This is a genomic window from Paenibacillus sp. FSL L8-0708 (assembly GCF_038009325.1).
Lineage (GTDB): Bacteria > Bacillota > Bacilli > Paenibacillales > Paenibacillaceae > Paenibacillus_AQ > Paenibacillus_AQ odorifer.
The window spans coordinates 3118193-3143606 of the sequence record NZ_JBBPBC010000001.1 but is presented as its reverse complement, the minus strand read 5'-3'; the positions used below and the strand labels follow the sequence as shown (position 1 = coordinate 3143606).

At 44.5% G+C, this 25414-nt stretch carries 24 protein-coding genes; 5 read left to right on the top strand and 19 right to left on the bottom strand.

The genetic code is table 11. The features are described from left to right. Window positions 1-23 precede the first annotated feature (23 nt). Window positions 24-1748, bottom strand: coding sequence for an acetate--CoA ligase (gene acsA, locus NYE58_RS14820; protein ID WP_076129125.1), 1725 nt, complete (start codon window positions 1746-1748; stop codon window positions 24-26). A 159-nt stretch (window positions 1749-1907) separates the two neighbouring features. Between acsA and NYE58_RS14815 the strand changes: the two genes are divergently transcribed. Next, complete coding sequence (locus NYE58_RS14815) at window positions 1908-2540, top strand: GNAT family N-acetyltransferase (RefSeq protein WP_076189864.1); 633 nt, start codon at window positions 1908-1910, stop codon at window positions 2538-2540. A gap of 3 nt (window positions 2541-2543) precedes the next feature. Here NYE58_RS14815 and NYE58_RS14810 read toward each other — a convergent pair whose 3' ends face one another. The 3 genes from NYE58_RS14810 to NYE58_RS14800 all read right to left on the bottom strand — a co-directional run bounded on the left by NYE58_RS14810 (window position 2544) and on the right by NYE58_RS14800 (window position 5011). Next, window positions 2544-3239, bottom strand: a complete 696-nt coding sequence (locus NYE58_RS14810) for a 5'-methylthioadenosine/adenosylhomocysteine nucleosidase (RefSeq protein WP_076275866.1) — start codon at window positions 3237-3239, stop codon at window positions 2544-2546. Window positions 3240-3331: 92 nt separating this feature from the next. Continuing rightward, window positions 3332-4342, bottom strand: a complete 1011-nt coding sequence (gene ccpA, locus NYE58_RS14805; protein WP_036686140.1) for a catabolite control protein A — start codon at window positions 4340-4342, stop codon at window positions 3332-3334. A gap of 252 nt (window positions 4343-4594) precedes the next feature. Continuing rightward, window positions 4595-5011, bottom strand: a complete 417-nt coding sequence (locus tag NYE58_RS14800) for a hypothetical protein (RefSeq protein WP_341002209.1) — start codon at window positions 5009-5011, stop codon at window positions 4595-4597. 257 nt (window positions 5012-5268) lie between these two features. Here NYE58_RS14800 and NYE58_RS14795 point away from each other — a divergent pair, with 257 nt between their 5' ends. Next, window positions 5269-5793, top strand: a complete 525-nt coding sequence (locus NYE58_RS14795; protein WP_038570273.1) for a type 1 glutamine amidotransferase domain-containing protein — start codon at window positions 5269-5271, stop codon at window positions 5791-5793. 93 nt (window positions 5794-5886) lie between these two features. On the opposite strand, the gene NYE58_RS14790 is transcribed toward NYE58_RS14795, so the two are convergent. From NYE58_RS14790 to aroA, 7 genes are all read right to left on the bottom strand, one after another. Next, window positions 5887-7314, bottom strand: coding sequence for a DUF4179 domain-containing protein (locus tag NYE58_RS14790; RefSeq protein WP_076275868.1), 1428 nt, complete (start codon window positions 7312-7314; stop codon window positions 5887-5889). Beyond that, window positions 7307-7837 (bottom strand): sigma-70 family RNA polymerase sigma factor, encoded by a 531-nt coding sequence (locus tag NYE58_RS14785; protein ID WP_094902125.1) that lies wholly within the window; start codon window positions 7835-7837, stop codon window positions 7307-7309. The genes NYE58_RS14790 and NYE58_RS14785 overlap by 8 nt, the downstream gene beginning before the upstream one ends. A gap of 180 nt (window positions 7838-8017) precedes the next feature. After that, window positions 8018-9787 (bottom strand): phosphoenolpyruvate--protein phosphotransferase, encoded by a 1770-nt coding sequence (ptsP, locus tag NYE58_RS14780; RefSeq protein ID WP_076136100.1) that lies wholly within the window; start codon window positions 9785-9787, stop codon window positions 8018-8020. Then, window positions 9784-11670 (bottom strand): glucose PTS transporter subunit IIA, encoded by a 1887-nt coding sequence (locus tag NYE58_RS14775; RefSeq protein ID WP_036686132.1) that lies wholly within the window; start codon window positions 11668-11670, stop codon window positions 9784-9786. Before NYE58_RS14775 ends, ptsP begins: the two co-directional genes overlap by 4 nt. Before the next feature lie 1183 nt (window positions 11671-12853). Next, entirely contained in the window at window positions 12854-13522 is a 669-nt protein-coding gene (locus NYE58_RS14770; protein WP_076277974.1) for a hypothetical protein, read from the bottom strand. Between the two features lie 607 nt (window positions 13523-14129). Next, on the bottom strand, window positions 14130-14564 hold the full coding sequence (locus NYE58_RS14765) for a CoA-binding protein (protein WP_076104783.1): 435 nt from the start codon (window positions 14562-14564) through the stop codon (window positions 14130-14132). Between the two features lie 75 nt (window positions 14565-14639). Further along, entirely contained in the window at window positions 14640-15932 is a 1293-nt protein-coding gene (gene aroA / locus NYE58_RS14760; RefSeq protein ID WP_076129118.1) for a 3-phosphoshikimate 1-carboxyvinyltransferase, read from the bottom strand. Window positions 15933-16042: 110 nt separating this feature from the next. Between aroA and NYE58_RS14755 the strand changes: the two genes are divergently transcribed. Then, window positions 16043-16348: a rhodanese-like domain-containing protein gene (locus NYE58_RS14755; RefSeq protein ID WP_036686126.1), complete on the top strand. Its 306-nt coding sequence runs from the start codon at window positions 16043-16045 to the stop codon at window positions 16346-16348. Window positions 16349-16352: 4 nt separating this feature from the next. Here the strand turns inward: NYE58_RS14755 and NYE58_RS14750 are convergent, their stop codons facing one another. The 4 genes from NYE58_RS14750 to NYE58_RS14735 form a co-directional block, all read right to left on the bottom strand. Next, a complete protein-coding gene (locus NYE58_RS14750; RefSeq protein WP_235219530.1) occupies window positions 16353-16901 on the bottom strand; it encodes a shikimate kinase in 549 nt (182 codons plus the stop codon). A 144-nt stretch (window positions 16902-17045) separates the two neighbouring features. Continuing rightward, window positions 17046-18461: an NADP-dependent phosphogluconate dehydrogenase gene (gene gndA, locus NYE58_RS14745; RefSeq protein ID WP_038570246.1), complete on the bottom strand. Its 1416-nt coding sequence runs from the start codon at window positions 18459-18461 to the stop codon at window positions 17046-17048. Window positions 18462-18720: 259 nt separating this feature from the next. Continuing rightward, window positions 18721-19317, bottom strand: a complete 597-nt coding sequence (locus NYE58_RS14740; protein WP_036686566.1) for a hypothetical protein — start codon at window positions 19315-19317, stop codon at window positions 18721-18723. A gap of 380 nt (window positions 19318-19697) precedes the next feature. Beyond that, complete coding sequence (locus NYE58_RS14735; RefSeq protein WP_076183344.1) at window positions 19698-20987, bottom strand: MFS transporter; 1290 nt, start codon at window positions 20985-20987, stop codon at window positions 19698-19700. Window positions 20988-21084: 97 nt separating this feature from the next. Between NYE58_RS14735 and NYE58_RS14730 the strand changes: the two genes are divergently transcribed. Beyond that, window positions 21085-22560 carry an aminotransferase class I/II-fold pyridoxal phosphate-dependent enzyme gene (locus NYE58_RS14730; RefSeq protein WP_036686120.1) on the top strand — a complete coding sequence of 492 codons (1476 nt, stop codon included), beginning with the start codon at window positions 21085-21087 and terminating at the stop codon, window positions 22558-22560. 130 nt (window positions 22561-22690) lie between these two features. Here the strand turns inward: NYE58_RS14730 and NYE58_RS14725 are convergent, their stop codons facing one another. Next, on the bottom strand, window positions 22691-23002 hold the full coding sequence (locus NYE58_RS14725; protein WP_036686118.1) for a DUF1292 domain-containing protein: 312 nt from the start codon (window positions 23000-23002) through the stop codon (window positions 22691-22693). Between the two features lie 80 nt (window positions 23003-23082). Further along, on the bottom strand, window positions 23083-23637 hold the full coding sequence (locus NYE58_RS14720) for a copper amine oxidase (RefSeq protein WP_036686116.1): 555 nt from the start codon (window positions 23635-23637) through the stop codon (window positions 23083-23085). Between the two features lie 164 nt (window positions 23638-23801). Between NYE58_RS14720 and NYE58_RS14715 the strand changes: the two genes are divergently transcribed. Continuing rightward, window positions 23802-24539, top strand: a complete 738-nt coding sequence (locus NYE58_RS14715) for an MBL fold metallo-hydrolase (RefSeq protein WP_341002208.1) — start codon at window positions 23802-23804, stop codon at window positions 24537-24539. Between the two features lie 62 nt (window positions 24540-24601). Here NYE58_RS14715 and NYE58_RS14710 read toward each other — a convergent pair whose 3' ends face one another. Continuing rightward, window positions 24602-24841, bottom strand: a complete 240-nt coding sequence (locus NYE58_RS14710) for a DUF3892 domain-containing protein (protein ID WP_036686113.1) — start codon at window positions 24839-24841, stop codon at window positions 24602-24604. A gap of 85 nt (window positions 24842-24926) precedes the next feature. Then, window positions 24927-25370, bottom strand: coding sequence for a GNAT family N-acetyltransferase (locus tag NYE58_RS14705; protein WP_076136093.1), 444 nt, complete (start codon window positions 25368-25370; stop codon window positions 24927-24929). Window positions 25371-25414: the final 44 nt, after the last annotated feature.

The following is a 25414-nucleotide window of genomic DNA, read 5'->3' as shown; positions in this document are numbered from 1 at the left end:
ACGGTGTTTTTTTACAATTCATTCTAATCCTCAATCGTGGATAGATCTCCTGTCGGTAGATGCAGCTCCCATGCCTTCAGTACACGCCGCATGATTTTACCTGATCGTGTCTTCGGAAGTTTATCCTTAAACTCGATTTCCCGCGGGGCAGCATGTGCAGACAGACCCGCTTTGACAAAAGCGGCGATCTCCTCTTTCAAGGCAGCAGTTGGAGTATAACCTTCTCTAAGCGAGATAAAAGCCTTAATAATCTCCCCCCGCACAAGATCCGGTTTGCCGATTACACCCGCTTCTGCCACTGCCGGATGCTCCACTAATTTGCTCTCCACTTCAAATGGACCAATACGCTCACCAGAAGAGTTGATGACATCATCAATTCGTCCCTGAAACCAGAAGTATCCTTCGTCATCCATATAAGCTGAATCGCCAGAAATGTACCAGCCAGGAATCCGGAAATATTCCTCATACTTCGTCTGATTGTTCCAGATCGTTTTCATCATGGATGGCCATGGAGTTTTTATCGCAAGATTCCCCATAGAAAAAGGCGGGAGAACATTACCCCGGTCATCCAGAATCGCTGCTTCAATCCCCGGTAACGGACGGCCCATCGAGCCTGGTTTGATATCCATTGACGGATAATTACAAATCAATTGTGCCCCTGTTTCAGTCATCCACCAAGTATCATGAATACGCTGATTGTAAAATTTATCTCCCCAACGTACTACTTCCGGATTTAACGGTTCACCAACCGATAGAACATGACGCAAACTGCTTAAATCAATCCCCTGTAAAGAGTGCTCCCCTGCACCCATTAACATACGAAAAGCTGTAGGTGCGCTGTACCATACAGATACCTTATTCCGTTCGATTGTCTTATACCAATCCTGAGGACTAAAGCGGCCGCCTCTGACTACATTGGTCACCCCGTTTAACCAAGGGGCAAATATGCCGTATGAAGTTCCGGTCACCCAGCCAGGATCTGCCGTACACCAGTATATATCGTCTTGACGTAGATCTAGCACTACTCTACCTGTATAATAATGTTGAATCATTGCTCTATGCACATGATAAACGCCTTTGGGCTTACCTGTAGAACCAGAAGTATAATGCATAATAAGGCCATCGTCCAAATCAAGCCATTCTAAATTAAGATCAGCAGAAACGTTAGCCATCTCTTCTGCGAATCCTAAGTTTCCTTGCTCAATATCAGTTGCTCCACCTACTAGAAAAATATGACGCAGCTCAGGAAGCTCTTCTCGCTTGACCCGATGCAGCAATTCTGGCGTAGTTACCAGCGCAACAGCCCCACTATCCTCCAAACGATCCTTAACCGCTGTTTCCATAAAGGCTTCGAATAAGGGCCCTGCTATGGCTCCGATTTTGAGAATACCTAGCAGACTGAAATACAGTTCCGGTTGGCGAGGCATAAAAATAAATACCCTATCTCCTTTACCGATGCCATATTTACGCAATACATTTCCGAACCGGTTCGACCGCTCCTGCAGATCGGCAAATGTATAGGATTCTTCCCGTACAGTGTCACTGTAGAGTAGGGCCGTTGCCGCTCCCCGCCCTTCATCCACATGGCGATCAACGGCTTCATAGGCCATATTAACCTTGCCGGTTTCATACCATGAGAAATTACGTTCAACATCCTCCCACTCAAAATTGGCTACTGCCTCCGCATAATCAGACATATTGGAGCTCTGCACACGACCCGGCAAAATTTCGCTATGGACTTGACCCATCACTCTTGCCTCCCTCACTCGTTTGATTTAAGCTTTAAGGGTAAGACTCATGTTTTAAATAATGATGTCAATGCAATGAATGTGAATTTTTTATGTCTGAATTAGTATACCATAGCAAGCGTTTACATACCATTTTTTTGATCTGAAAGGAGCACTTTCATGGAGCATCGCAAAATCCCTATTTCCCATACTCTCTCCTATATGGGTAGAACGATAACTGTGAGCGGACCCCGATCTCCCGAGGACCTTGAAGTCCTGCATATGCATCAGGACCTTGATGCTTTCCGCAGGCCCTTAGAGCAGCAAGAGGCGCTCGTAGAGATCGCCAGCTTGCCAGAGGGCCGTGTAATTACCGCAGTAGAGAATGACGTTATAGTAGGCTATGTGACCTTCCATTATCCAGATGAAATGGAGTTATGGTCACAGGGTGGTATGGAGGATCTTATTGAACTTGGAGCGATAGAGGTGAGTAATGATTATAGAGGGGCCGGACTAGGCCGGCTGCTGGTTTCTACTGCTTTTGAGCGGGAGCAATTGGAGAATTGTATTGTTTTTACAACAGAGTATTACTGGCACTGGGATTTAAAAGGCAGTGGGCTGGACGTATGGGCCTATCGCCAGATGATGGAACGGCTGATGAAGACCGTAAATATGGTTTGGTATGCTACGGATGATCCAGAAATTTGCTCACATCCCGCTAACTGCCTAATGGTTCGCATTGGACAAGAGGTGCCCATGTCCTCCCAGGAGACCTTTGACAGAGTACGTTTTAGACAACGCTTTATGTATTGATCATTAAATATGCTGCAGCATAAATTCTAATATGGAATGCGAGCGTTGTGAAGATTGTACTGTAAATTCCCTGAAATTCACCTCAGCTGATCCATCAGACTTATCTGACATGGAGCGAATGATGACAAAGGGCGTGGCGTTCATATGACAGACTTGGGCAACCGCCGCCCCTTCCATTTCCACACAAGCTCCATCCATTTGCTCTCTTAATTCAGCTACAATCTCCGCATTAGAAATGAATTGATCACCAGATAACACCTTGCCTATCAAGTACTTTTGACCTAGCTCATTGCATGCCTTCTCAGCAAGCTGCACTAGCGCAGGGTCTGCCTGGAAGACGGAAGTCTCCTGATAAGGAATTTCGCCTCTTGCGAACCCAAGCCCCGTAGCATCCATGTCATGTTGTACACATGTAGACGATATAACAATATCTCCAATATTCAATTCAGCATGTACTGCTCCAGCAACCCCAGTAAACAGCACACGGGATACGCCAAAATTATCAATTAGAATCTGAGTCGTAACTGCTGCATTTACTTTACCCACGCCAGATTTACAGAGCACTACGGATTTTCCTAATATGTTTCCTATGTAATATTGTATACCTGCTTTAACTTTTGTCCGCTTGTCCTCCATACCCTCTAGAAGCAGCTTGATTTCTTCATCCATCGCTCCGATTAATCCGATGATTTCACTCACAATAAATACCTCCTTTGAAGATTTATTTAGCAAATAAAAACATAAAAAGCTCCATAAGGAGCTTTTTACGGAATAACTGTTCAGTTCTTAAATTACTTATTCAGATGATTAACCGACAAGCGGAGAATCGTTTCATGAGGCAGGATAACCCGCGGATTCTCAACGGTTTCTTTCTTCATAAGCTTGGTCAAAAGTCTCATCGCAACTGCGCCCAAATCGTACATAGGCTGAGCTACGGTTGTCAGCAAAGGACGAACCATCGAAGCCATACGAATATTATCCACACTAATGATGGAGAAATCATCCGGTACCTTCAGACCTTCATCTTGAATACTGTGAATGGCACCAATAGCCATTTCATCCGTTGCCGCAAAAATAGCGGTTGGTTTCTTCTTGAGTCCAAGGAAATACTTCATTGCTTCTACACCAGATTCATAGCGGTAGTTACCGATGCGTACCAAATCCTCTTGGTACTCGATTCCTGCCTGTTCCAATGCTTTCTTGTAACCATGGAAACGTGCATATCCATTTGCAGGATCCTGCAGTGTGCCACTGATCATAGCGATCTCACGATGACCGTGACGAATCAATGTGTTCACAGCATCAAAAGCAGCGGTTTCATGATCGATGTCAACGGAAGGATAAGTTCCCTTCTCATCCCGTGTAGCACATAGAACAATCGGAACTGCAGAAGTCTGGAAAGCTTGAATATGTTCGTCAGTTACTGTACCCCCCATGAAGAGCAGACCATCGACCTGTTTCTCCAAAAGGGTATTAATGACACGAATTTCTTTCTCTTTACGCTTATCCGCGTTACACAATATGATATTGTAATGATACATGTTCGCGATATCTTCAATCCCGCGTGCAATTTCTGCAAAAATCGAGTTTGAAATATCAGGGATGACAACCCCAACGGTTGTCGTTTTCTTACTGGCAAGACCTCTTGCCACGGCATTGGGACGATATCCCAAACGTTCAATCGCTTCAAAAACTTTCTTCCGGGTCTGCGGTTTCACGTTAGGGTTATTATTCACAACCCGTGATACCGTAGCCATAGATACGCCTGCTTCTCGAGCTACATCGTAAATGGTTACCGTCAAATTACTCTCTCCATTGCGATAAATTTTATCGTTCGACTAATTAAAAATATGATACGACACTTTGTACATTTGTGCAATGATAACGCTTCATTTTCCTTTCAAAATTTCTTTCAAGGCTGAAAACGTCACCCTGGATTAAAATTGTGACCAGTGCTGGTTAACCTGTCCAAGAGCATCAATAATGTAACTTCTATCTATCGTAACAAAAAGTGAGTGAAAAATCCAACATTCCGTGAAAAATTTTCATTATTTTCACACAATTTTTTTATAATCTTCATTTTCAGCCATTTGGAAGGTTAATTGAGACAATCTTCGACTAGTTTCTTCCATCCAATACTGGTCTGACAGCTTCTCAGCTAAACGATAAATATCGAGAAGCATATCGACTCGGCTCTGAATCCTCTCTCGGATTATCGTCTCTAGTTCTGATATTCCCCCTATTATAGTTTCTGACAAGGATTCTTTTAATACACTGGCCAATTCATTTCTCTCCGTAAACAAAAAATCTTTTCCCGGATCATCTCCACTGAGTTCTTTTACTAATTTGCCTAGATCTGCTTTAATAAACTGCAAAGGTTCATAACTAGCGCATTCCGGGCAGGTATAGACAGGAACATGGGTAATCTTCATCTTCGTATTAAAAATCAAAGAATGCATATGTAAGTTCATGAGGCCACCACAACTGCACAACTTCTCCATCAAATTATCTTTATACATCTTCTACACCTCTTGCACAAAATTAATAAAGCACAAAGTTTGACTTTTTCAACTTCTATATTCGACTCTACTCGATTAAAACCCTCCTTTATTGCATATAATGATTAAATTGGCAATTTGTCTATAATTTACATCCCTAAAGATGACTTCATATTTTAAATTTGATAGAATAATGAAAGAATCATGGGAATCGAAAGGAGCTTAACTAAATGAGACTAGCCGGTAAAAAGGTCATAGCACTCGTAGACGATGAATTTGAAGATTTGGAGCTCTGGTATCCCGTGTATCGGGTGAGAGAAGAAGGTGCCGAGGTTCATTTGGCAGGTCTGGAAAAAAATAAGACGTACATCGGTAAATATGGCGTACCAGCTAAAGCAGAATACTCCTGGGACGAGCTTAATGCCGCAGATTATGATGGGATTTTGGTTCCAGGCGGCTGGGCTCCTGATAAAATCCGTAGATACAGTGCCGTTCTAAAGCTTGTACAGGATTTTAATGCGGCTAAAAAACCGATTGGGCAGATCTGCCATGCAGGCTGGGTATTAATTTCTGCTAAAATTCTGGAAGGTGTAACCGTCACCTCCACGCCAGGCATCCGTGATGACATGGAGAATGCCGGAGCCATCTGGAAGGATGAGGCTGTAGTTACGGATGGACATATCATCTCCGCTCGCCGCCCGCCAGATCTTCCGCCATACGGGAAAGCCTTTTGCGATGCACTCGCTGGGGAATAAAAACAGTAGGTATATAGTTTAAAATCAAAAAAGCCCTGTTTCTCACAATTTGAGGAACAGGGCTTTTGATTTGAGGCTTTAAAATCCAGATGGTTATCTAATCCGCACAGAATCCGTCTCCATGATCATATTTGGATAATTTGTAAACCTAAAAGTCAAAGGTTGAGGCAGCTTTTCTTTGCCTACGTTGAGAAAATAAGTTATTGTAGTTCCCTTAGCGTCCTCACGGTATTCTCTATATCTAGAATAACCCTCAGAATCATGTACAAGCCAATGTCCGCTTCCAGCGCTATCCACAAAATTATCGTCTATCCCAAAACCGGTTGCTTCATGCAACTCCTCAACTTTTTTGGGAATCAATAAGTCCAATACTATAATTCCCTGCTCTTCGTCCGCGGTCCGTTTAGAAATTGTGAGGTAGCTATCCGGTGCCTTTAAAATCTGCTGTGTTTCCGTGTTAATCACTAACTCCACCTTAGATTTATCCAGTGCTGAAATCCCCTCAATTTCAAGCTTGATTGGATCATCGGGTCTCATATTATCGTTATGGTAGATATTTGTCTGTGGGCCGCCATTTGTTAATGAAACACTACCCAACCCATTTAAGGTCTCTTGATCCTTCCCTTTTCCCATAATTAACTTAGGCGAAAGTGTTCTAAAAATCTTCATTTTATTATCGCCGTCATAAGATTCTTGCGTATAAATCCCAGTAGGCCCCATATAAACATTATTCACTTTGATCTTCTGTCCAGAAACAGCCAAACTATCCTTCAGATCAACGAACTCTCCTTCAAAATAATCTTTATCAGTATCCATAGGAATGGTGACGCTTAATTTTTTGATATCACTGTTCATGATAATATGTTCAATTGTTGCTGGAAAAACCGATAATGTAACATTCAACTTCTCCAGCAACTCATCTTGGTATTTATCCCACACAATTTGTTGAAACATATAAGTCGTACCAGGAGAACCATCCTCCTCACTCACGGAGTTACTAACGCCACTATAGCCACTCATTGAAAATTTATCCTCTGGCGCTTTTTTCAAAGACAACCCCATGAATTGCATCTTCTGATCCGTATTGTTCTGGATTGTATAAAGCACCACAATGCCTCTTCGGTCTGCAATGATTCCATTAACAGTCCATGTTATCCCGTCCACCTCAGGAGAAGAGATATTTACCTCCTTCATCATCCCCGCATCAAGTGCTGATTTAATCGTCAGATTATTAGCAATAACGGGTCTAAACACTTCAAGCTGACCCCAGCTTTTTGGAGGTAATTGCGCACGTACGGGATTTATCATCTGATTTGCCCAAGGCAAAATTATAAGTAAGGCGAATGCCAAGACTACCAATACAACAACAGCGTACTTTTTTCTAAAAGGCAAACGTGAACGGTTCCCTTGCTGCATCCCCTTGCGGATCGCGGTGTCCAGTTTTACATCCAGAATTTCTTCTGCCTCCGCATCGATTTTCTGAAAATAATCTTTAAGCAGCTTCTCTTCAGACTCAGCCATAAAATAGCTCCCCCTTCCGCTTCATTTTGTCACGCAGTTGTTTTAATCCTTTATTCAGCCATGTCTTCACTGTGCCCTCGGGTTTATCCAGCACCTCTGCAATCTCGGCAAGGGTCATATCCTTGTAATATTTGAGCACCAGCACTTGGCGATATTTGGGTTTCACTCCATCCAGCGCTTGTTCCATGTCCAGTCTGCGGTCACTTTTCATCTCCATGATCCCCTCATCACTTCGAGCAGCTTCTGCGACTGTATTCCTCTTTCGGCGTTTCAGCTCATCATTACAGCAATTAATCAAAATTCGTGTTAACCAAGGAGCGAAACGCTCCGCATCTTTTAAGCTTTTTCGTTTAATCCATGCGCGGCAGGTTGCCTCCTGCAAAACCTCCAGCGAATCCGCTTCATTTCGCAAATAGCTGTAGGCAATGCTATAAAGTTTTCTTTTCTGTCCAGCCACTTGCTCATAAAACAGCTCTTCATCCGTAGCAGCCATTTCCATTTCGTCATTTATAATGTGATCCATTTTCGGCCTGCCTCCCCCCTTGCCTTTATTCTTAAATCGGTTCTGTGTAACTCTCTCTATGTATTGACTGCGCCGCAGGGCAAACGGTTTTGTTTTTTTAAAAAGTATGGCTTAAATAAAGAAAAAGGCTCGGCAAGAATGCCGAACCTTGATATGAAATGAATAAAAGTTACAGTAACTTTAGGATGAGGCTTTCTCCTGTAGTTCCCCGCTTGATCCAAGTGTAAGACCACTTTTTTGGGCAAACGCAGTTAACATTTCTTCCGTCTCTGAGCTTGTACGATGGTGGAAACACGCTTTGGCGATTCTTTTGGCATCCTTGGCCAGTGTGTTCAGTGTGCGGTGTTTAACCTTCAGCAGCGCCTGCGGCGACATGCTGAGTTCTCTAATTCCAAGCTCCAGCCAAAGAGGCAAAGAACGCTCATCCGCCGCCATTTCACCACATACACTGATATCAATCTTGGCATTACGTGCCGCTTCTACCGTCATACGGATCATTCGCAGAACCGCTGGATGGTACGGATGATACATATGAGCAATTTGTTCATTCATACGGTCTACCGCTAACACATATTGAACCAAATCATTAGTGCCGATACTGAAAAAGTCAACTTCCTCAGCCAGTAAATCAGCAATCATAACCGCCGCTGGAACTTCAATCATAATACCCACAGGAAGATTCCGGTTAAAAGGGATATCTCGTTGCTCCAGCTCAGCTTTCACTTCTTCTAAAACAACTTTTGCCGCCTGCACTTCCTCTACGGAAGAAATCATTGGAAACATCAACTTTACATTCCCGTATGCACTTGCCCGCAGAATGGCACTTAGCTGAGTTTTGAACATATCTAATCGGTCCAAGCTGATGCGAATCGCCCGGTAACCAAGGAAAGGATTCTGCTCTTCAGGCAGCTGGATATAATCCAACTGCTTGTCCCCGCCAATATCCAGCGTACGAATCACTACAGTGTTATTGCCCACCTTCTCGACAACCTGTTTATACACTTCAAATTGTTCATCCTCAGTTGGAAAAGATCTGCGGTCCATATAAAGAAACTCCGTGCGGAACAGGCCTACGCCTTCAGCTCCATACTTAAGCGCTATGTTGAGTTCTTTAACTGAACTGATATTGCCGGCAAGTCGCAGGTTCACACCATCCTTGGTAACAGCCTCCACGGTGGCGAGCAGTTCCAGTTGCTCTTTCTTTTTATGCTGTTTATCCCGAATCGCTACGTATTCATTTATCGTAAGTTCATCTGGATGGATTTGTACAGATCCGGTATCACCGTCGATCACAAGCATGTCCCCGGTCTGAATAGGATTAGACAGATTATTCTCCAAGCCTGCTACAAGAGGAATGCCTAGCGCACGAGCCATAATGGAGGAATGTGAGGTTTTACCGCCCATCATGGTGACAATACCTAGAACATAAGTTGGATTCAAGTGAGCTAGCTGGGAAGGAGACAACTCCTTCGCAACAAGAATATATGGCTGTGTATCCGATGGTAACGTAACCTCTGGAGCGCCTAAAAGATGTTTTAAAAGACGGTTTCCGACATCCTTGATATCCACCGCCCGCTCCTTCATGTACTCATCGTCTAGCAGATCAAACATCGCTACAAAATGATCAATCGCTTCTTTCACAGCTACTTCTGCCGCCTTGTACTGGCGCTCAATGATCCCGCGGATTTCACTCATGAACACAGGATCATCTAAGATCGCCAGATGAGCATCAAAAATACTCGATTCCTCCGGACCTACCACTTCTCTGAACTCTTTTTTGATGAATTCAATCTCGTCCTTAGAGGTACGGATACCTTCGTATAAACGCTCAAACTCCTTAGCTAGATCCACTGGGTTCACTTGTGTATCCGGTAAGCTCCATTCCCAGTTCGGCAAGACAAAGGCCTTCCCGATAGCTACACCTGCTGCTGCGCCTATGCCTTGTATCATCCTTCAATCCCTCCAACGTTACTTTCGTGTAAGACTACGGACATTACTGATGATTGCCCCTTTTTAACATTTTTAAATGGAGCATAGCTCCATGATTTGACTCGATCAGGATTCGTGATCACCATCGGTGTAGCCAATGAGGCCGCATGTTCACGCAAATAAGCGAGGTCGAATTTAACAAGCAATTGACCTGGCTCCACGCTGTCGCCTTCTTTTACAACCGCCTCAAAGGGTCCCTTGAGCTGTGAAGTGTCGATCCCTATATGCATGAGTACCTCCAACCCTTCCGGCGTCGAAATACCCACGGCATGCATTGTAGGATAGACGTGCATAACTTTCCCGAATACGGGTGAAGTAAGTTCCCCTTTTTCCGGCAAAAATGCAACCCCATCCCCCACTAGCTTAGCTGCAAAAATGTGATCAGGCACTTCCTCAATGGGCATCATTCTACCCTGCATTGGCGAACTGAACAGCACCTGCGGTAAATCACGAAGCATAAGCTTATTAATCTCCTCGCGGATCAGTTCTGAATACGTGCCAAATACTACCTGGACATTTCCGCCGCCTAGCTTGATAATCCCAGCAGAACCTAAACCTTTAAGCGCTCCAGTATCTATATATCGGTCATTATGAACGGTAAGCCGCAGACGGGTGATACAGGACTGCACTTGTACAATATTCTCCTTGCCTCCAAGCGCCTCTAAGATCAGCGGTGCCTGATAAGGGATATTGCCGGCCCAATCCCCAAGCTCTGAACCTTCTTCACGCCCCGGTGTCGGGATCTGAAAACGGCGAATCGCCCAGCGAAATAAATTATAGTATACAATCCCGTAGCCGATACCAATCGGAATCAGCAGCCAAGCCCTCTGTGACAAATGCATGTTCAAGAAGAAATCGATGGCTCCAGCCGAATAGGAGAACCCGTGATGGATTCCCAGCATGTAGGTCAGCACCATAGCGAGACCGGACATTACAGTATGTACCGCGAACAAATACGGAGAAGCAAATAAAAATGCAAATTCGATCTGCTCCGAAACCCCGGTCAGAAAACAAACCAACGCCGCCCGCACAAAAGTCTTTTTAATCTTGGGCTTCAAATCCTCGCGCGCTTCCTGAATAATTGCAAAAGCAATGGCAGGCAGCGCAAACATCATAATCGGAAACAACCCCGCCATAAAAATCCCCGCCGTAGGATCACCTGCAAAAAAACGCGGCAAATCCCCCTGAACCACAGCACTGCCATCAGGAGTCGTAAAATTCCCAAATTGAAACCAAAACACATTATTAAGAATATGATGTAGTCCAAAAGCGGTCAGAACCCTATATAGGACCCCATAGATAAAAACGCCAAACCCGCCCGTCTGCAATATTCCCTGAAAAAGATTATCAAGCCCTATCTGCAGCAGCGGAGATATTCCTAACATTACCCATGCGAACCCGGCAGAAAATAAGCCCATGAACAGCAAAACAAAACGCGACCCTCCAAAAAACTGGATCGCCTCTGGAAGCTTAATATTTTTAAACCGGTTTTGCGCGACACCGGCAACGATCCCCAGCAAAATTCCGATTAGTGTTGCAGGTTGTACAAGCCCGTCTCCCATTTGGGTGACAATTCGGTCGTAAGTGAACATCCCAGCCAGCGCTGCCAGACCCGCTGTTCCGGCTTGATTGGATAACCCCCATGCTACACCTACAGCGAACAAATAAGGCATATAATAAAATATTGCCTGCCCCGCGTAAGTAGCCACTTCAGACACCGAAGAAAGTCCCCATGCAGACCAAGGTAAGCTGCCCAAACTAAGCAAAATGGCTGCCGCCGGCAGTACCATGGTAGGAAGCATTATGGCTCTGCCCAATTGCTGCAATGATCCGAGCCAATTCAAGGCTACCCTCTCCTTTCTTTCTATATTGAATGGTAAGCGCTGCGGGGATTTTTGTCAAAAGAAACTCATGAGATCATCACGTTACATTTTTAAAACAAATATTCTCACATTCCACTAAACATTTATTCATTAGTATCCATAGAACGGCTGGTATTTACGTGAGGCTGATGAATACTACAGAGTCAGAATCGAGTTTAAGTGTACTTTGTGCAACTATTTATATCGACGTTACTCTGAGCACCTTTTTAACTGCACTTCATACAACTATTTTTAATGATTTTCCACTTCATCTAATCTTTGAGGCGTTTTAAGTGTACAAAGTGCAACTATTTCGCATTTAGATAGCTATTTCGGCAATTTAGTTGTATAAAGTGCAATTATTCCCTTGCGCAGCTACCGTATAGATTCCCTAGCATACCTGATCAGATCAGGTATGATTTGGTCTGATATGATTTGATTTGATTTGGTCTGAACTGATCTCAGAGCATTCGATTCATAACAGCGAACTTTTCTCCCCCCATTAAACTATCTCCAACACCCTAAACTCACAGTTAGGAATTCCACCTGAGTTTAAGTGTACTTTGTGCAACTACTCCTATCGACGTCACTCTGAGCACCTTTTTAACTGCACTTCATGCAACTATTTTTAGTGATTTCCCACTTAACCTAATCTTTGATGCGTTCTAAGTGTACAAAGTGCAACTATTTCGCATTTAGATGGCTATTTCGGCGATTTAGTTGTATAAAGTGCAATTATTCCCTTGCGCAGCTATCGTATAGATTCCCTAGCATATCTGGTCCGATCAGATCAGGTATGATTTGGTCTGATTTAATCTGATTTGATTTGGTCTGGTCTGGTCTGGTCTGAACTGATCTGATCTCAGAGCATTCGCTTCATAACATCGAACTTTTCTCCCCCATTAACTAGCTCTAACACCCTAAACTCACAGTTAGGAATTCCACCTGAGTTTAAGTGCACTTTGTGCAACTATTCATATCGACGTTACTCTGAGCACCTTTTTAACTGCACTTTATACAACTATTTTTAGTGATTTTCCACTTCATCTAATCTTTGAGGCGTTTTAAGTGTACAAAGTGCAACTATTTCGCATTTAGATAACTATTTCGGCAATTTAGTTGTTTAAAGTGCAATTATTCCCTTGCGCAGCCTCTAAAGATCCTCTTACCACATTTGATCTGGTCTGAGAGCCTTCACCTCATAATACCGAATTCTTTCTCCCTGATTAACCGGCTTCAGCAACCCCTTCTCACTTAATGATTGCAGCAATCGACGCGCCGTACGGAAATTAATGCAGAAATGCGTGGCCACATCCTTTGGACGAACCGGTCTACCGAGACGCCAAGCGAAACGCAGAACCTCTTTTTCCTCAGACAAAATAGCTACGCTAGCAGATTTACGCGCCAAGTAAGGCGCCAGCACCAGTTGCAACAACATCCGGCAGACCTCGGGACGTTGCTGGATATCATCAAAAGAAAAATGAATCATCCTCCAGCCCATCCCAGTCAAAAAAGTGTCCCTATTTACTGAATAGTTGAATTTCTCACGGTCCATATCTTTCACATGGCTTTGATATCCATCACACTCGATCCCAAAGCTGCTGCCCGTCTGTGGAAGATAAGCAAAGTCCAGAAATTGTGATTTGCGATTCCAGTCATATACTTCGTATTCTGGATGCAAATCGTCTAGGGACTCAAACATAGGCCACCATATATTCTGCAAAAACAGCTTTTCCGCAAAATTATGTCCCCTAACCAGCCTGCCCCTTCTTTCACCTGTTCTTGATTTCATATGCTGGTCGATGAACAAACCATGTGCTTCTTCAAACTCCATAACCTATAGCCTCCCCTACAAAATAAAAAAACGCCCTTCACCGCAAAAGCGGTTAAAGGACGTTCTTCGTCTAATTTCATTATAACTAGCTCAACAGGCGTTTTACATTAGAAATCGCACCTTACGTTACACAATACCACTTATTTCGGCTAAACTTCATCATCTAAGTTTTCATTAGCCACAGCATCATAAATTTAAACCTAGTTAGTTTATTCCACTTTTGCTCGTTCTTCACCAGCTAGTTCGTTCTTCACCAGCTAGTTCGTTCTTCGCCAGCCCGTTCGTTCTTCACCAGCTAGTTCGTTCTTCGCCAGCCCGTTCGTTCTTCACCAGCTTGCTCATTCTTCACCAGTTATCCGTTCTTCACCAGCTAGTCCGTTCTTCACCAGTTAGTCCGTTCTTCGCCAGCCCGTTCGTTCTTCACCAGCTAGTTCGTTCTTCACCAGTTTGTTCATTCTTCACCAGCTAGTTCGTTCTTCACCAGTTAGTTCGTTCTTCGCCAGCTAGTTCGTTCTTCGTCAGTTCCTTGTTACGTCCGTTGGTCAACGCTAACTATAATCACTACACATTTAACTCAGTGTTTAGTTTAACAGTTATATAACCGAACCTACTGCCGGCTACGACCATGCATTGTGATCGCTTCTTCGACCTTGATGCAGCGGTCCATAATGGCGATCATACCGTGCTCAGCGGCGATTTCAGCGGCTTCCGCGCTAACTATACCCTGCTGGAGCCACAGCACACGTGCGCCAATGTCAGCTGCCTCCTGCGCGACCTTTGCGCAGTGTTCGCTTCGACGGAATACATTGACGATGTCCACTGGCTCTGGAATTTCTGCTAAAGTGTGATAACACTTTTCTCCCAGGATTTCTCCGTCCACCGTTGGGTTAACGGGAATGATCCGATATCCCCGGCTTTGCATGGCGCCCGCGACCATATAAGAGGTACGATCTGTTTTGTCTGATAAGCCAACAACAGCAATGTTACCTGCGGAAGCAAGAATATCTCCGATCTGCTCCCGACTTGGATTCTCAAAGCTCATAAGTAGTGCCCCTTTCCATAGTTACACTTAATGATCCTTGTTTAACTGTAGCTAGATACGCTAGCTCCCTTATTCCTATTGTACCCACTCCACATTCGCACCAAGCGCACGCAAGTGATCAAAATATTGCGGATAAGATTTTGCCACATGATGTGCATCCTTAATCAAAAGAGGTTGACGCGCACGCAAGCCTACTACGGATAGTGCCATAATTACGCGGTGATCATAATGCGCATTAATGGTGACTCCGCCTTCGACACCTTCGGGCATGCCGTGAACAATAATCTCATCGCGGCGTTCTTCTACCTTGGCTCCGGCACGGGTTAACTCTGCCAAGTAATCGGTAATGCGATCACATTCCTTATAGCGCAAATTCTCAACATTGTAGAATCGGGAGGTACCTTCTGCAAATACTGCAGCAGCCACCATGGCCAGTACCGCATCTGTTGCAGCATCTCCATCGAATTCAACAGCTTTTAGGATACCGTTCCCTTGGACATGTACTGTACCCTCTTCATGTGTAAGAGGAACTTCCATCATCCGCAGTACATCAACAATGGCTCTTTCACCTTGTTTACTTTGTTCTGCAAGACGGTGAATTTTCACATCCGACTTTGTAACGGCAGCCGCCGCAAGGATTGCCGCAGAGCCTGGGTAGTCACCTTGAACAGTATATGATTTAGCTGCATAAGCTTGACGACCTGGAACTTTAAAGGACATGTAATCATCCGCGGCGTGCACCACAATACCTGCCTGCTCCAACACTTCCAAGGTCTGGCCCACGACAACCTTCGATTTCAAATCATCGAGGACAATAATTTCACTATCTTCTTCAAGCAATGGTGTCAGAAACAGTAGAGCACTTAAGAACTGGGAGCTTACTGCACCAGAGACAGTAATTCTGCCTCCAACCGGTTTACCCCCACGGATCGTGATCGGCAGTTTCCCTTCATTATGCTCCACCTGAACACCTAGCTGTTCCAACGACACAATCAAGTCGTCATGCGGACGTTTGCCCAATGAGTCTGGATACGTATTTACAAAAGTAACCTCAGGACTTAACGCGGCCACAGCCATAAGAAAACGCAGTACTGCTCCGGCATTTCCTACATTAAGTTCTTTAACGTCTTTTGGGTGACGTCCGAAGCCTTGAATCACAATCTTTTCCTCATCTTCTGTAAGCACAGCACCCAAATCTGCTATGCAGCGGCGGATCGCGTCGCTATCCTCACTATGTGCAGGATGATAAATCGTACTTACTCCTTCAGACAATGCCGCAACCAGCAGATAACGTGTCGTATAGTTTTTGGAAGAGAGGGCTCCAAATTCTCCTTGCAGAGATGGCGTTGGCCTAACAATAACGTCCATAATATAAACTCTCCTTAGTAGATGTAGTGGGTATGTAATGCTCGTTTGACAGGGTATTCTGTTCTTGTGTTATCATTAAACCATTCTTCTGATGAAAAGAGGTCAAACCCATGCATAATGTACCACAAATCACACCGCAAGAATTACGGCAGTGTATAGAGACAGGTGAAGACCTTGTACTCATCGATGTTCGCGAAGACGAAGAGGTGGCCTTTGGGATGATTCCCGGTGCACAACATATCCCTATGGGAGAAATTCCGCACCGTACTGAAGATATTCCAAGCGATGCCAAAGTGATCTTCATTTGCCGTTCCGGTGCCCGCAGCCAACGTGTCTGCGAATATCTACAGCAATTTGGTTATAACGCTGCGAACCTTAGCGGCGGTATGATTGAATGGAATGAGACACTCTCTTAAAAGCTCAACCGCGGTAATGCATTAAAATATGTTGCGACACTTCTGCCGCAGTCAGTCCCGTTGTATCGACCGTGTAATGCGCGAATAGGTATGCATCCTGGCGATCTTCCATGATTCGTCTGACCCGTTCTTCTGCATTGCCGGCGAGCAGCGGACGATTCTCATCCCCGCTAACACGTGCAATAATCTCTTCCTCAGTTGCCGTTAGCGCAACTACATGCCCTTTACTCAGCATTAAGGCTGTATTTCCCGGCGCCAATACCGCGCCTCCACCCGTGGATATTAATTTATTCTCAGACTCTAGCATTTGCTTTAGAACCGCAGTTTCTACGCTTCGAAAGTATTCCTCACCATCTTCTGCGAAGATTTCTGCAATGCTTCTGCCTTCAGTCTCAATAATGACATGATCCAAATCAACCAGCTCATAGCCCAGCTCCTCAGCCAAAATAGCACCAACGGTTGACTTACCAGTCGCCATCATCCCTACTAAAATAATGTTTTTGTTCTTATCTTCCTGACTCATCGTTTTTAGTTCTTCTGTATCCCCAGCCATGACTATCCTCCAACCGCGATATTTGTCATATCATAACACAGGGTCAAAACATTAGACAATCCGCTTCTTCCAGTAAAAAAAGACCCGAAAGGCTCCCCATTTCTGGTGAAGCCGTCCGGGCCGCTTGTCATACCGTCAATTAGATTATTCCGCTGCCATCCAGTTGTGGTGGAAGACGCCTTCTTTGTCCACACGTTTGAAGGTGTGAGCGCCAAAGTAATCACGTTGAGCCTGAAGCAAGTTAGCAGGCAAACGTTCTGTACGGTAGCTGTCATAGTAAGCCAATGCGCTGGAGAATCCAGGGACTGGAACACCCAAAGTTACCGCAGAAGCAATGACTTTACGCCATGCAGATTGGTAATTGTCCATAACATTCTTGAAGAAAGGATCAAGAAGCAGGTTCTTAAGCTCTGCATTGTTCTCATAAGCATCTGTGATATTTTGCAGGAAACGGGAACGGATAATGCAGCCGCCGCGCCAGATTTTAGCCAGCTCGCCATATTTCAGATCCCAACCATATTCGTCGGAAGCTACGCGAAGTTGAGCGAAACCTTGCGCGTAGGATACGATTTTGCTCGCGAACAATGCTTTACGCACGTTCTCGATGAATTCGGCTTTGTCACCTTCAAATGTTGTTGCTTCTGGTCCGTTAAGCACTTTGCTTGCTTCTACGCGCTCATCCTTCATAGCAGACAGGAAGCGGGAGAATACGGATTCGGTAATCATGGACAGAGGTACACCAAGATCAAGTGAGCTTTGGCTTGTCCATTTACCAGTACCCTTTTGGCCAGCGGAATCAAGGATAACGTCAACCATAGGTTTGCCGGTTTCTTCGTCGTATTGAGCAAAGATATCAGTAGTGATCTCGATCAGGTAGCTGTCGAGCTCGCCGCTGTTCCACTCTTTGAAAATATTGTGAAGTTCTTTTGCATCCAGACCTAGAACATCTTTCAACAACTGATAAGCTTCACAGATCAATTGCATATCACCATATTCGATACCGTTGTGCACCATTTTAACATAGTGTCCTGCACCGTCAGGTCCGATATATGTACAGCAAGGCTCTCCGTCAACTTTGGCTGAGATTGCCGTTAGGATAGGCTCTACAAGTTTATACGCACTTTCTTGACCACCTGGCATAATCGAAGGACCTTTAAGAGCACCTTCTTCACCACCGGAAACTCCAGTACCGATAAAGCGGAAACCCTTTTCTTCCAGCTCTTTACTACGACGAACTGTATCAGGGAAGTAAGCATTCCCTCCGTCGATAATGATGTCGCCTTGATCAAGATGCGGCAGCAGTTGCTCGATGGTAGCATCAGTAGCTTTACCAGCTTGAACCATGATCAGAATTTTGCGCGGTGTTTCCAGCGAAGCTACAAATTCCTCAACGGAAAATGTGCCTACGAGGTTTTTACCTTCCGCTTCAGCAAGAAGATCATGTGTCTTCTCCGGGGAGCGGTTGAATACGGATACGGAAAAACCTTTGCTTTCGATATTTAGAGCCAAATTCTTGCCCATTACCGCCAAGCCAATAACGCCGATTTGTTGTTTTGCCATCTGGTCCTCCACCCTTTGCACCCTATATTTTTGTGAAATCCATTTCTCGCAGTATAAGAATACCACCCTTTATCAGAGACAGCAAAGCCTGCCCTGCGAATAGAGATCAATTTCATTGACAAATTCAGTCTAAGAAATGATCACAATGACTATTTTAACGTTTTTAACGTCAGAAGTGAACCCCTGTATGCAAGTTCCAATACAAATATAAGACACCCCGATGAACGGGGTGCCTTGAAAGAACATTTGCGGCACTTGCTTACCATTCTAACATAAACAATTCCTTGGTCAAAAAGGCAAGCTCAGCTCGACATTTGTCCGCGCGAACCGTATCTCCAGCCTTTAGGGCATCATTTAACCGATCCAACTGTTCATCTACTTCAATTCTCCGCTGGCGAACCCGTTCTTCCCCTTCAATAGAATAAAAGAGTCTTGTCAGCTCCTCATCTGTGAGCATAGGTCCCTTCTGATATAACACGCGCTGCTGATAACCAGAAATTTCAACTAGGCGAATCACTTCGCCAAACAAAATATTTTCAATAATAATCTGCCGATCCCGGAAACGTTTAACGATTGCATGCCCGCGCATATCCCCAATTAATTTCTCCATCCACTCTGACAAGCGAGCATCACGGATCATATAATCGCCCACAAGCTTATAGCCGTCTTTAATCCTTTGAAACCGCAATTTCACTAACTTACGACCCGTACGGACCGAAATCACAAAGACCTGTTCATTCTCGCTCCAATATAGGGAATAACCTTCTTGAATCAAATCCTTGATCAGGTCCTGGATATGCTGTCTGTCGAACCGCAGTTCCAGGTTACAATATTCCACCTCGTCGTTTTTGTTCACGGCACTCCCCCCTAACAGCTTCACATCTGTAAAGCCAACCTTCATTAGTTCAATTCCAGAGTAATCATGGCTGCCGGACCTCTTCTTGAGTTAACTTCCTTTTTGCGTTCGTCTTAATCTTATTTTATACTTCAGTTTATGTAGCGGTAACTTGGTTTATTGACTATTTTTACCCGCAACAGCCTTTCTCCAAACGCTGATCGAGAATTTTAATGCCTTTTAGTCCTTTTGAAGCATAAACGTTCTAGTCCTTCAGCTGCACAGTGTCATACAGAAGACCTTCGAAACTTACTTCCGTTATATCGTATGTCCTTCTAATTTTCTAAAAAGCCGCTGATTTACCGGATCATTCTCCGGTTATCAGCGGCTTTTTATTTTCCTCAGCTAGTCTTAAATTTCTGTTTCGTTCTATGCACAATAAGCAGATGCAGCCCGAAGAGCAGCAGCATTACAATAGCACTTGCCAGGAATGGGACACCATGTCCTACATGATCCCATAATCTACCTGATAATACTGGCCCCGCTACCATTCCTGAGCCTTGGAGTGTCAGGAACAGCCCCCAGACCGTCCCTCGTTCTCCCTTAGGTACTTGCTTAGCCAGAAAGGCATTCCATGCCGGGAGGATAAGCGCGTAGCTTATACCGACCAGTGCCACCGCGATAAAGGCAAGTGGCAGCCAGCGAACCTGAGAGAAAAAGGCCAGCGAAAAGGCAGCTAACAAAAAACCTATATTCAGAAACACCGTTGTCCCTATACGGTCCACCAGCTTACCTGCGGGAATAAGTGCAAGAACTGTAATCCCTCCCCCTGCAATGAGGAGCAAACTGAATTGATTGGGACTAACATGCAGCTCTGTACGTGCGAACAAGGTAACTACAGGTGTCATCAAGCCAATGGCGAAGGCCTGTAGGAACAACGCCGGGTACAGCCATCTGCTGACTTTCAGCGTAGTTCTCACCTGATGCAGCGTTCTTTTTATACTTTCTAACGGACTAAGCTTTTTACGCTCCATTGCTCCACCAAGTCCATGCATGTCCCTCACGACAGCATGAGACCCGCTAGAAGAGATTCGTTTAGGTAAGAAAAGGGCTACTACAACTACAGCGGCAGCACAACCTAACAAGACTAGAAAAGCTACGTGATAGCTTTGTCCACCCTGATCCATTAAAAAATTCACAACAATTGGACCGATTCCTGTTCCTGCGAGAGAAGCCATCTCAACAGCGCCCATGGCCGCACCACTGCTGCCGCTTTTGGTTGATCCGGCCAGCTCGGTAATCCCGGTCATCACACATGGCCAAAGCGGTGAGGTCCCGATCCCAAGAATGAGACAGGCGATGGATAACGCAACGGCCGTTTTGGCATAGATGATCAAACCAATGGCTACTAGAATCAGCAGCAATGCACTTGTCATCGTCCAGCGGAACCCTATGCGCTCCATAACCCAGCCTGAAGGGCTGCGGAAGACGTTGTCCCCCAAATACTGTAGGGCAAAAGCGAATCCCACTACTGTCACCGACAGCCCCAGTATATTCTCCATATACACTGGCAATAAGGCAACAAGCAGCGAACCTTTAACAAATTCAACTAAAAAAATAATTACCCACATCTCAACAATAAATGGTGATGCTAAACTAATATTCATCCGTTGTTCAGCTTTCGTGGACATTCTATCACATCCAAATCCTAGTATTCTGAAGATTGTTTTGTTATACTGATGCTTGCCTTAAAAATTAACTATTCGCGAAAGGTTGTGACAGCATTAAATGAATCAACACCGTACTCCCCTCTTCACAGCTCTAAAAAAGCATGCCGCCGGCAATCCAGTTCAATTTCATATTCCCGGGCATAAGAAGGGGCTAGGAACCGATGCCGAATTCCGTGAGTTTATCGGCGATAACGCTCTATCCATAGATCTAATCAACATCGCACCGCTTGATGATCTACATCAGCCAACTGGCGTAATCCAGGAGGCTCAAAAGCTGGCTGCGAAGGCTTTCGGCGCCGACTATACGTATTTTAGCGTACAGGGCACGAGCAATGCCATCATGACGATGATCCTCTCTGTCTGCTCACCGGGTGAAAAAATAATTGTGCCGCGTAACATTCATAAATCCGTAATGTCGGCCATTATCTTCTCCGGAGCCAAGCCTGTGTTCGTCTCGCCTGTACAGGATGAGAATCTCGGGATAGATCACGGCATAACCACCAGTGCGCTGGAACGAGCGTTAAAGCGTCATCCAGACGCTAAAGGAGTTCTAGTTATCAATCCAACGTACTTCGGCGTATGTGCCGACCTGCGTTCGATTGTCGACCTGGCTCACCGTTACGGGGTACCCGTTCTGGTGGACGAGGCACATGGAGTACTGATTCATTTTCATGAGGATCTGCCGGTATCGGCCATGCAGGCCGGTGCGGACATAGCTGCCACTAGTGTGCATAAGCTTGGTGGTTCCATGACGCAAAGCTCGGTACTGAATCTAAATGCGAAGACTGGGCTGATTAACCCACAACGGGTGCAGACCATTATGAGCATGCTGACTACAACATCAACCTCATATATTTTATTAGCGTCTCTCGATACATCTAGACGCAATCTCGCGCTGAACGGACATGAAATGGCGGAAAGAACCATCCAATTGTCCAACTACGCACGCGAGACCATTAACACTATCGAAGGCTTGTACAGCTTTGGTAAAGAAATACTTGGAACAGAAGCAACTTTCGATCTAGATCCAACCAAACTTAACATTCACGTTCGCCATTTAGGGATCACTGGTTACGAAACCGAAAACTGGCTGCGTGAGAAATACAACATCGAAGTTGAACTGAGTGACATGTATAATATTCTTTGCCTTATTACCCCAGGTGATACTCAAGAATCAGTAGATAAATTATTAGCTGCTTTACGGGTGCTATCCGCTATCCATTATAGCAAGGGTGAAATCTATGAACTGAAGGTTCAGGTTCCAGAAATCCCGCAGCTTGCTTTAATTCCAAGAGATGCTTTTTATGCTGACACTCAGTTAGTTCCGTTCCGCGAATCTGCTGGGTACATCATTGCAGAGTTTATCTATGTATATCCACCGGGGATACCGATTCTCCTCCCTGGCGAAGTCATTACTCAGGATAATATCGACTACATTATCGACCACGTCGAAATCGGCCTGCCGGTTAAAGGGCCTGAGGACCGCAGCATCACTAATGTTAAGGTGATTGTTGAAGCCGATCCTATATCCTAAGATCTATCTTTTTCCTTAAAAACTTAAATCATTTATACAAAAACCCGATACCATAATGAGTATCGGGTTTCTGTATATAAGCATCAACTGTTCCATTCACATAGAACAGCTTAAGTTTAGTCGCTAGAATCTATTCTTGCTGAGCAAGCAGATTGTTGTAAGCTTCTTCAACAGCTTTCCATTCTTCTTCATCTTCGATATTATACAATACCATTTCTTCGTCTTCTTCTTCCATACGCAGAATAATGCCGTCTGCTTCTGGATTCTCGCGCTCTAACAACAGAGCATATAATTTCTCGCCTATGTCGAACGTTTCTACAAGCACCATTTCCACATCTTCGCCCTGCTCGTTCGTCAAGGTCAGCACAAACTCCTCGTGCTCATGGTCGTGATCATGCCCGCAACCGCATGCTTCACCATGCTCATGTTTGTGATCGCTCATTGTAATACCTCACTTTGAATTGTATTATCCTACATCTGGTATCGTACCACGTTAGATTAGTTCAGGTCAATTTAGAACACCTAATTTAACGCTGTTATTACCTTCTCCGACACAAGTACGTAATCGGCATTTTTGGAGGGCTTAATATAGAAGCCTACCCGGTATTTGCCCGCTTCTTTAAAATCATAAGTAAACTCCGAGGTTGGAAACCAGAAATTATCCTTCTGCGAGCCTTCAAGCACCTGTGACTGAATATCCTTAACGTTTCCAGACGGATCTGTCATGGCCACTTTCACTGCTGAAATCTCTTCGGTCAGACTATCTACCTGAGTTAATATCTTTATTTTCAGCTTGCCTACATTGACATTGCCAAAAACCGTATCCCCTTTAAAAAGTACAATATGGACATTAGGTTTAAGGATCGTAACTTTCCCAGAACCGTCCCAAGTAACAACCCCGCCTGTTTCTCTAGCAGGAATGTACGTTTTTCCATCAATTAGATAACCGCCGTCTACAATTTCTTTTCCGTTGCTCCATACTCTAATTTTCTGATTAACGGAATCGGCGAATAATAATGAGCCACCCATTAAGGAAAAAGCAAACACGCACAAAGTGATTTTTTTCCATCTATTCATTTGAGACCCTCCAGATAATTCATGCTGTTAATATATACTTACTTTGTTTCAGCAAGTTGCGCTGATTTCAGGTAAATATTTCATTGATCTTGCGAAAAATGATATTATGGTCTTATTCGAAGTAGAAACATTAGCTATAACCGATTTCAGGAGGGTTCTTTCTTATGAGTCTAAGCCTACAAATGCTAGGAACAGGCAATGCTTTTGCGAAAAAATATTTTAACAACAATGGCTTGCTGCTAGATGAAAATTACACCCTGCTGATTGATTGCGGGATAACAGCCCCGCTTGCCATGCATAGACTTGAAAAATCCTTCAGTGACGTAAATGCTACGCTCATTACACATATTCATGCGGATCATGTTGGAGGGCTGGAAGAGCTTGCACTAACCTTAAAGCATGTGCACGGTAAAAAAATGACCTTACTTCTTCCCGAGACACTTATAGAGCCCTTATGGAACAATACGTTAAAGGGAGGTCTATACCAAGAAGATGCTGTGTCTTCCTTATCTGATATCTTCGATGTTAAGCCCATGCAGCCTGAAAATATCTACAAGCTCTCTCCTACTCTTTCATTAGAGATCATACAAACACCGCATATTCCCGGGAAAAACAGTTATTCCCTTCTAATAAACAACGAGATTTTTTATAGTGCGGACATGACCTTTCAGCCGGATCTACTGATTAGCCTTGTGCGGGAGCGCGGGATCCGGATCATCCTGCATGACTGCCAACTAAGTGGAACAGGCGTTGTTCACACCACGCTGGAAGAGCTGATGTCTCTGCCTAAAGATGTTCGCGAGCGGATCAAGCTCATGCATTATAGCGATGAACAACCAGATTTCGTCGGACTTACAGGAGAGATGGAATTTTTAGAGCAGCATGTGAACTATAAACTCTGATCTTTACAAAAAAAAGCCGTACATAAACGTCTGTAGACGTATGTACGGCTTTTCGTGTAGAACTATGAAAATGTCGGCAAATTATCCAGATTGTTAGTTGGATCTCCATCCGCATCTCCGCGAATATAAGTTTCTCCATCCTTACCTTTAAAAGCGTTCACTCCGGCAATATTTCCGGCCTGTACTTCTTGCAGGGCTTGGTCATACGCCAGCACACGTCCTGTAGAGGTCTGGAAGCTTGTTAAATCGCCATCCCCATTTTTTTGAACAGCTACGAAAGATTCACGTTCGTTATTTGGCACTTTAGCTCGCCCCTTGCACTTGGATTTGCCATCATTCGGCACATCCTAGCTTGCGTAGAGCGTCCAATAATTATGTGCGCCATCTTTAAAGCATTTTTTGCATCCGTACATGTAATATACCTGCATCATAAAATGGTTCTGTAGAAATAACTTCATAGCCGAGTTTCTTATAGAAATTCTCTGCCTGACACTGAGCATCTAGAATTGAAGCTTCCAGTCCAAGCTCCCGAGCAAGCTCTTCCATCGCCAGTAACAAGACACGTCCGTATCCTTTGACCCGATAGTCTTTCAATACGGCGATGCGCTGCATTTTAGCAGTACCTGCTTTGTAATAGATCAATCTACCCGTTGCTACAGGTATCCCTTCATCTATAATCAGAATATGGTGCGCATTCGGACTGATGGCATCATATTCGTCAATTTCTTCCTCGGCCGGTACCTTTTGTTCCTCAACAAATACTTTAGTACGGATATCCAGCCCCATCTGAAGCTGTTCCTCTGTAGTTACCCGTAAGATTTCTGCCGCCATGTTAGTTGCAAACTCCTCTCTCTATGTAGCCAACGATAGTTGTC

Bases quoted from the DNA above. Each gene is read 5' to 3' on its own strand.
- gndA (WP_038570246.1), bottom strand. From the start codon at position 18,461: ATGGCAAAACAACAAATCGGCGTTATTGGCTTGGCGGTAATGGGCAAG.
- NYE58_RS14725 (WP_036686118.1), bottom strand. From the start codon at position 23,002: ATGAGCGATCACAAACATGAGCATGGTGAAGCATGCGGTTGCGGGCAT.
- NYE58_RS14735 (WP_076183344.1), bottom strand. From the start codon at position 20,987: ATGTCCACGAAAGCTGAACAACGGATGAATATTAGTTTAGCATCACCA.
- acsA (WP_076129125.1), bottom strand. From the start codon at position 1,748: ATGGGTCAAGTCCATAGCGAAATTTTGCCGGGTCGTGTGCAGAGCTCC.
- NYE58_RS14720 (WP_036686116.1), bottom strand. From the start codon at position 23,637: ATGAATAGATGGAAAAAAATCACTTTGTGCGTGTTTGCTTTTTCCTTA.
- NYE58_RS14770 (WP_076277974.1), bottom strand. From the start codon at position 13,522: ATGGAGTTTGAAGAAGCACATGGTTTGTTCATCGACCAGCATATGAAA.
- NYE58_RS14785 (WP_094902125.1), bottom strand. From the start codon at position 7,837: ATGGATCACATTATAAATGACGAAATGGAAATGGCTGCTACGGATGAA.
- NYE58_RS14815 (WP_076189864.1), top strand. From the start codon at position 1,908: ATGGAGCATCGCAAAATCCCTATTTCCCATACTCTCTCCTATATGGGT.
- NYE58_RS14730 (WP_036686120.1), top strand. From the start codon at position 21,085: ATGAATCAACACCGTACTCCCCTCTTCACAGCTCTAAAAAAGCATGCC.
- NYE58_RS14795 (WP_038570273.1), top strand. From the start codon at position 5,269: ATGAGACTAGCCGGTAAAAAGGTCATAGCACTCGTAGACGATGAATTT.
- ptsP (WP_076136100.1), bottom strand. From the start codon at position 9,787: ATGATACAAGGCATAGGCGCAGCAGCAGGTGTAGCTATCGGGAAGGCC.
- NYE58_RS14765 (WP_076104783.1), bottom strand. From the start codon at position 14,564: ATGAGCTTTGAGAATCCAAGTCGGGAGCAGATCGGAGATATTCTTGCT.
- aroA (WP_076129118.1), bottom strand. From the start codon at position 15,932: ATGGACGTTATTGTTAGGCCAACGCCATCTCTGCAAGGAGAATTTGGA.
- NYE58_RS14705 (WP_076136093.1), bottom strand. From the start codon at position 25,370: ATGGCGGCAGAAATCTTACGGGTAACTACAGAGGAACAGCTTCAGATG.
- NYE58_RS14800 (WP_341002209.1), bottom strand. From the start codon at position 5,011: ATGAACTTACATATGCATTCTTTGATTTTTAATACGAAGATGAAGATT.
- NYE58_RS14715 (WP_341002208.1), top strand. From the start codon at position 23,802: ATGAGTCTAAGCCTACAAATGCTAGGAACAGGCAATGCTTTTGCGAAA.
- NYE58_RS14790 (WP_076275868.1), bottom strand. From the start codon at position 7,314: ATGGCTGAGTCTGAAGAGAAGCTGCTTAAAGATTATTTTCAGAAAATC.
- NYE58_RS14750 (WP_235219530.1), bottom strand. From the start codon at position 16,901: ATGGCTGGGGATACAGAAGAACTAAAAACGATGAGTCAGGAAGATAAG.
- NYE58_RS14755 (WP_036686126.1), top strand. From the start codon at position 16,043: ATGCATAATGTACCACAAATCACACCGCAAGAATTACGGCAGTGTATA.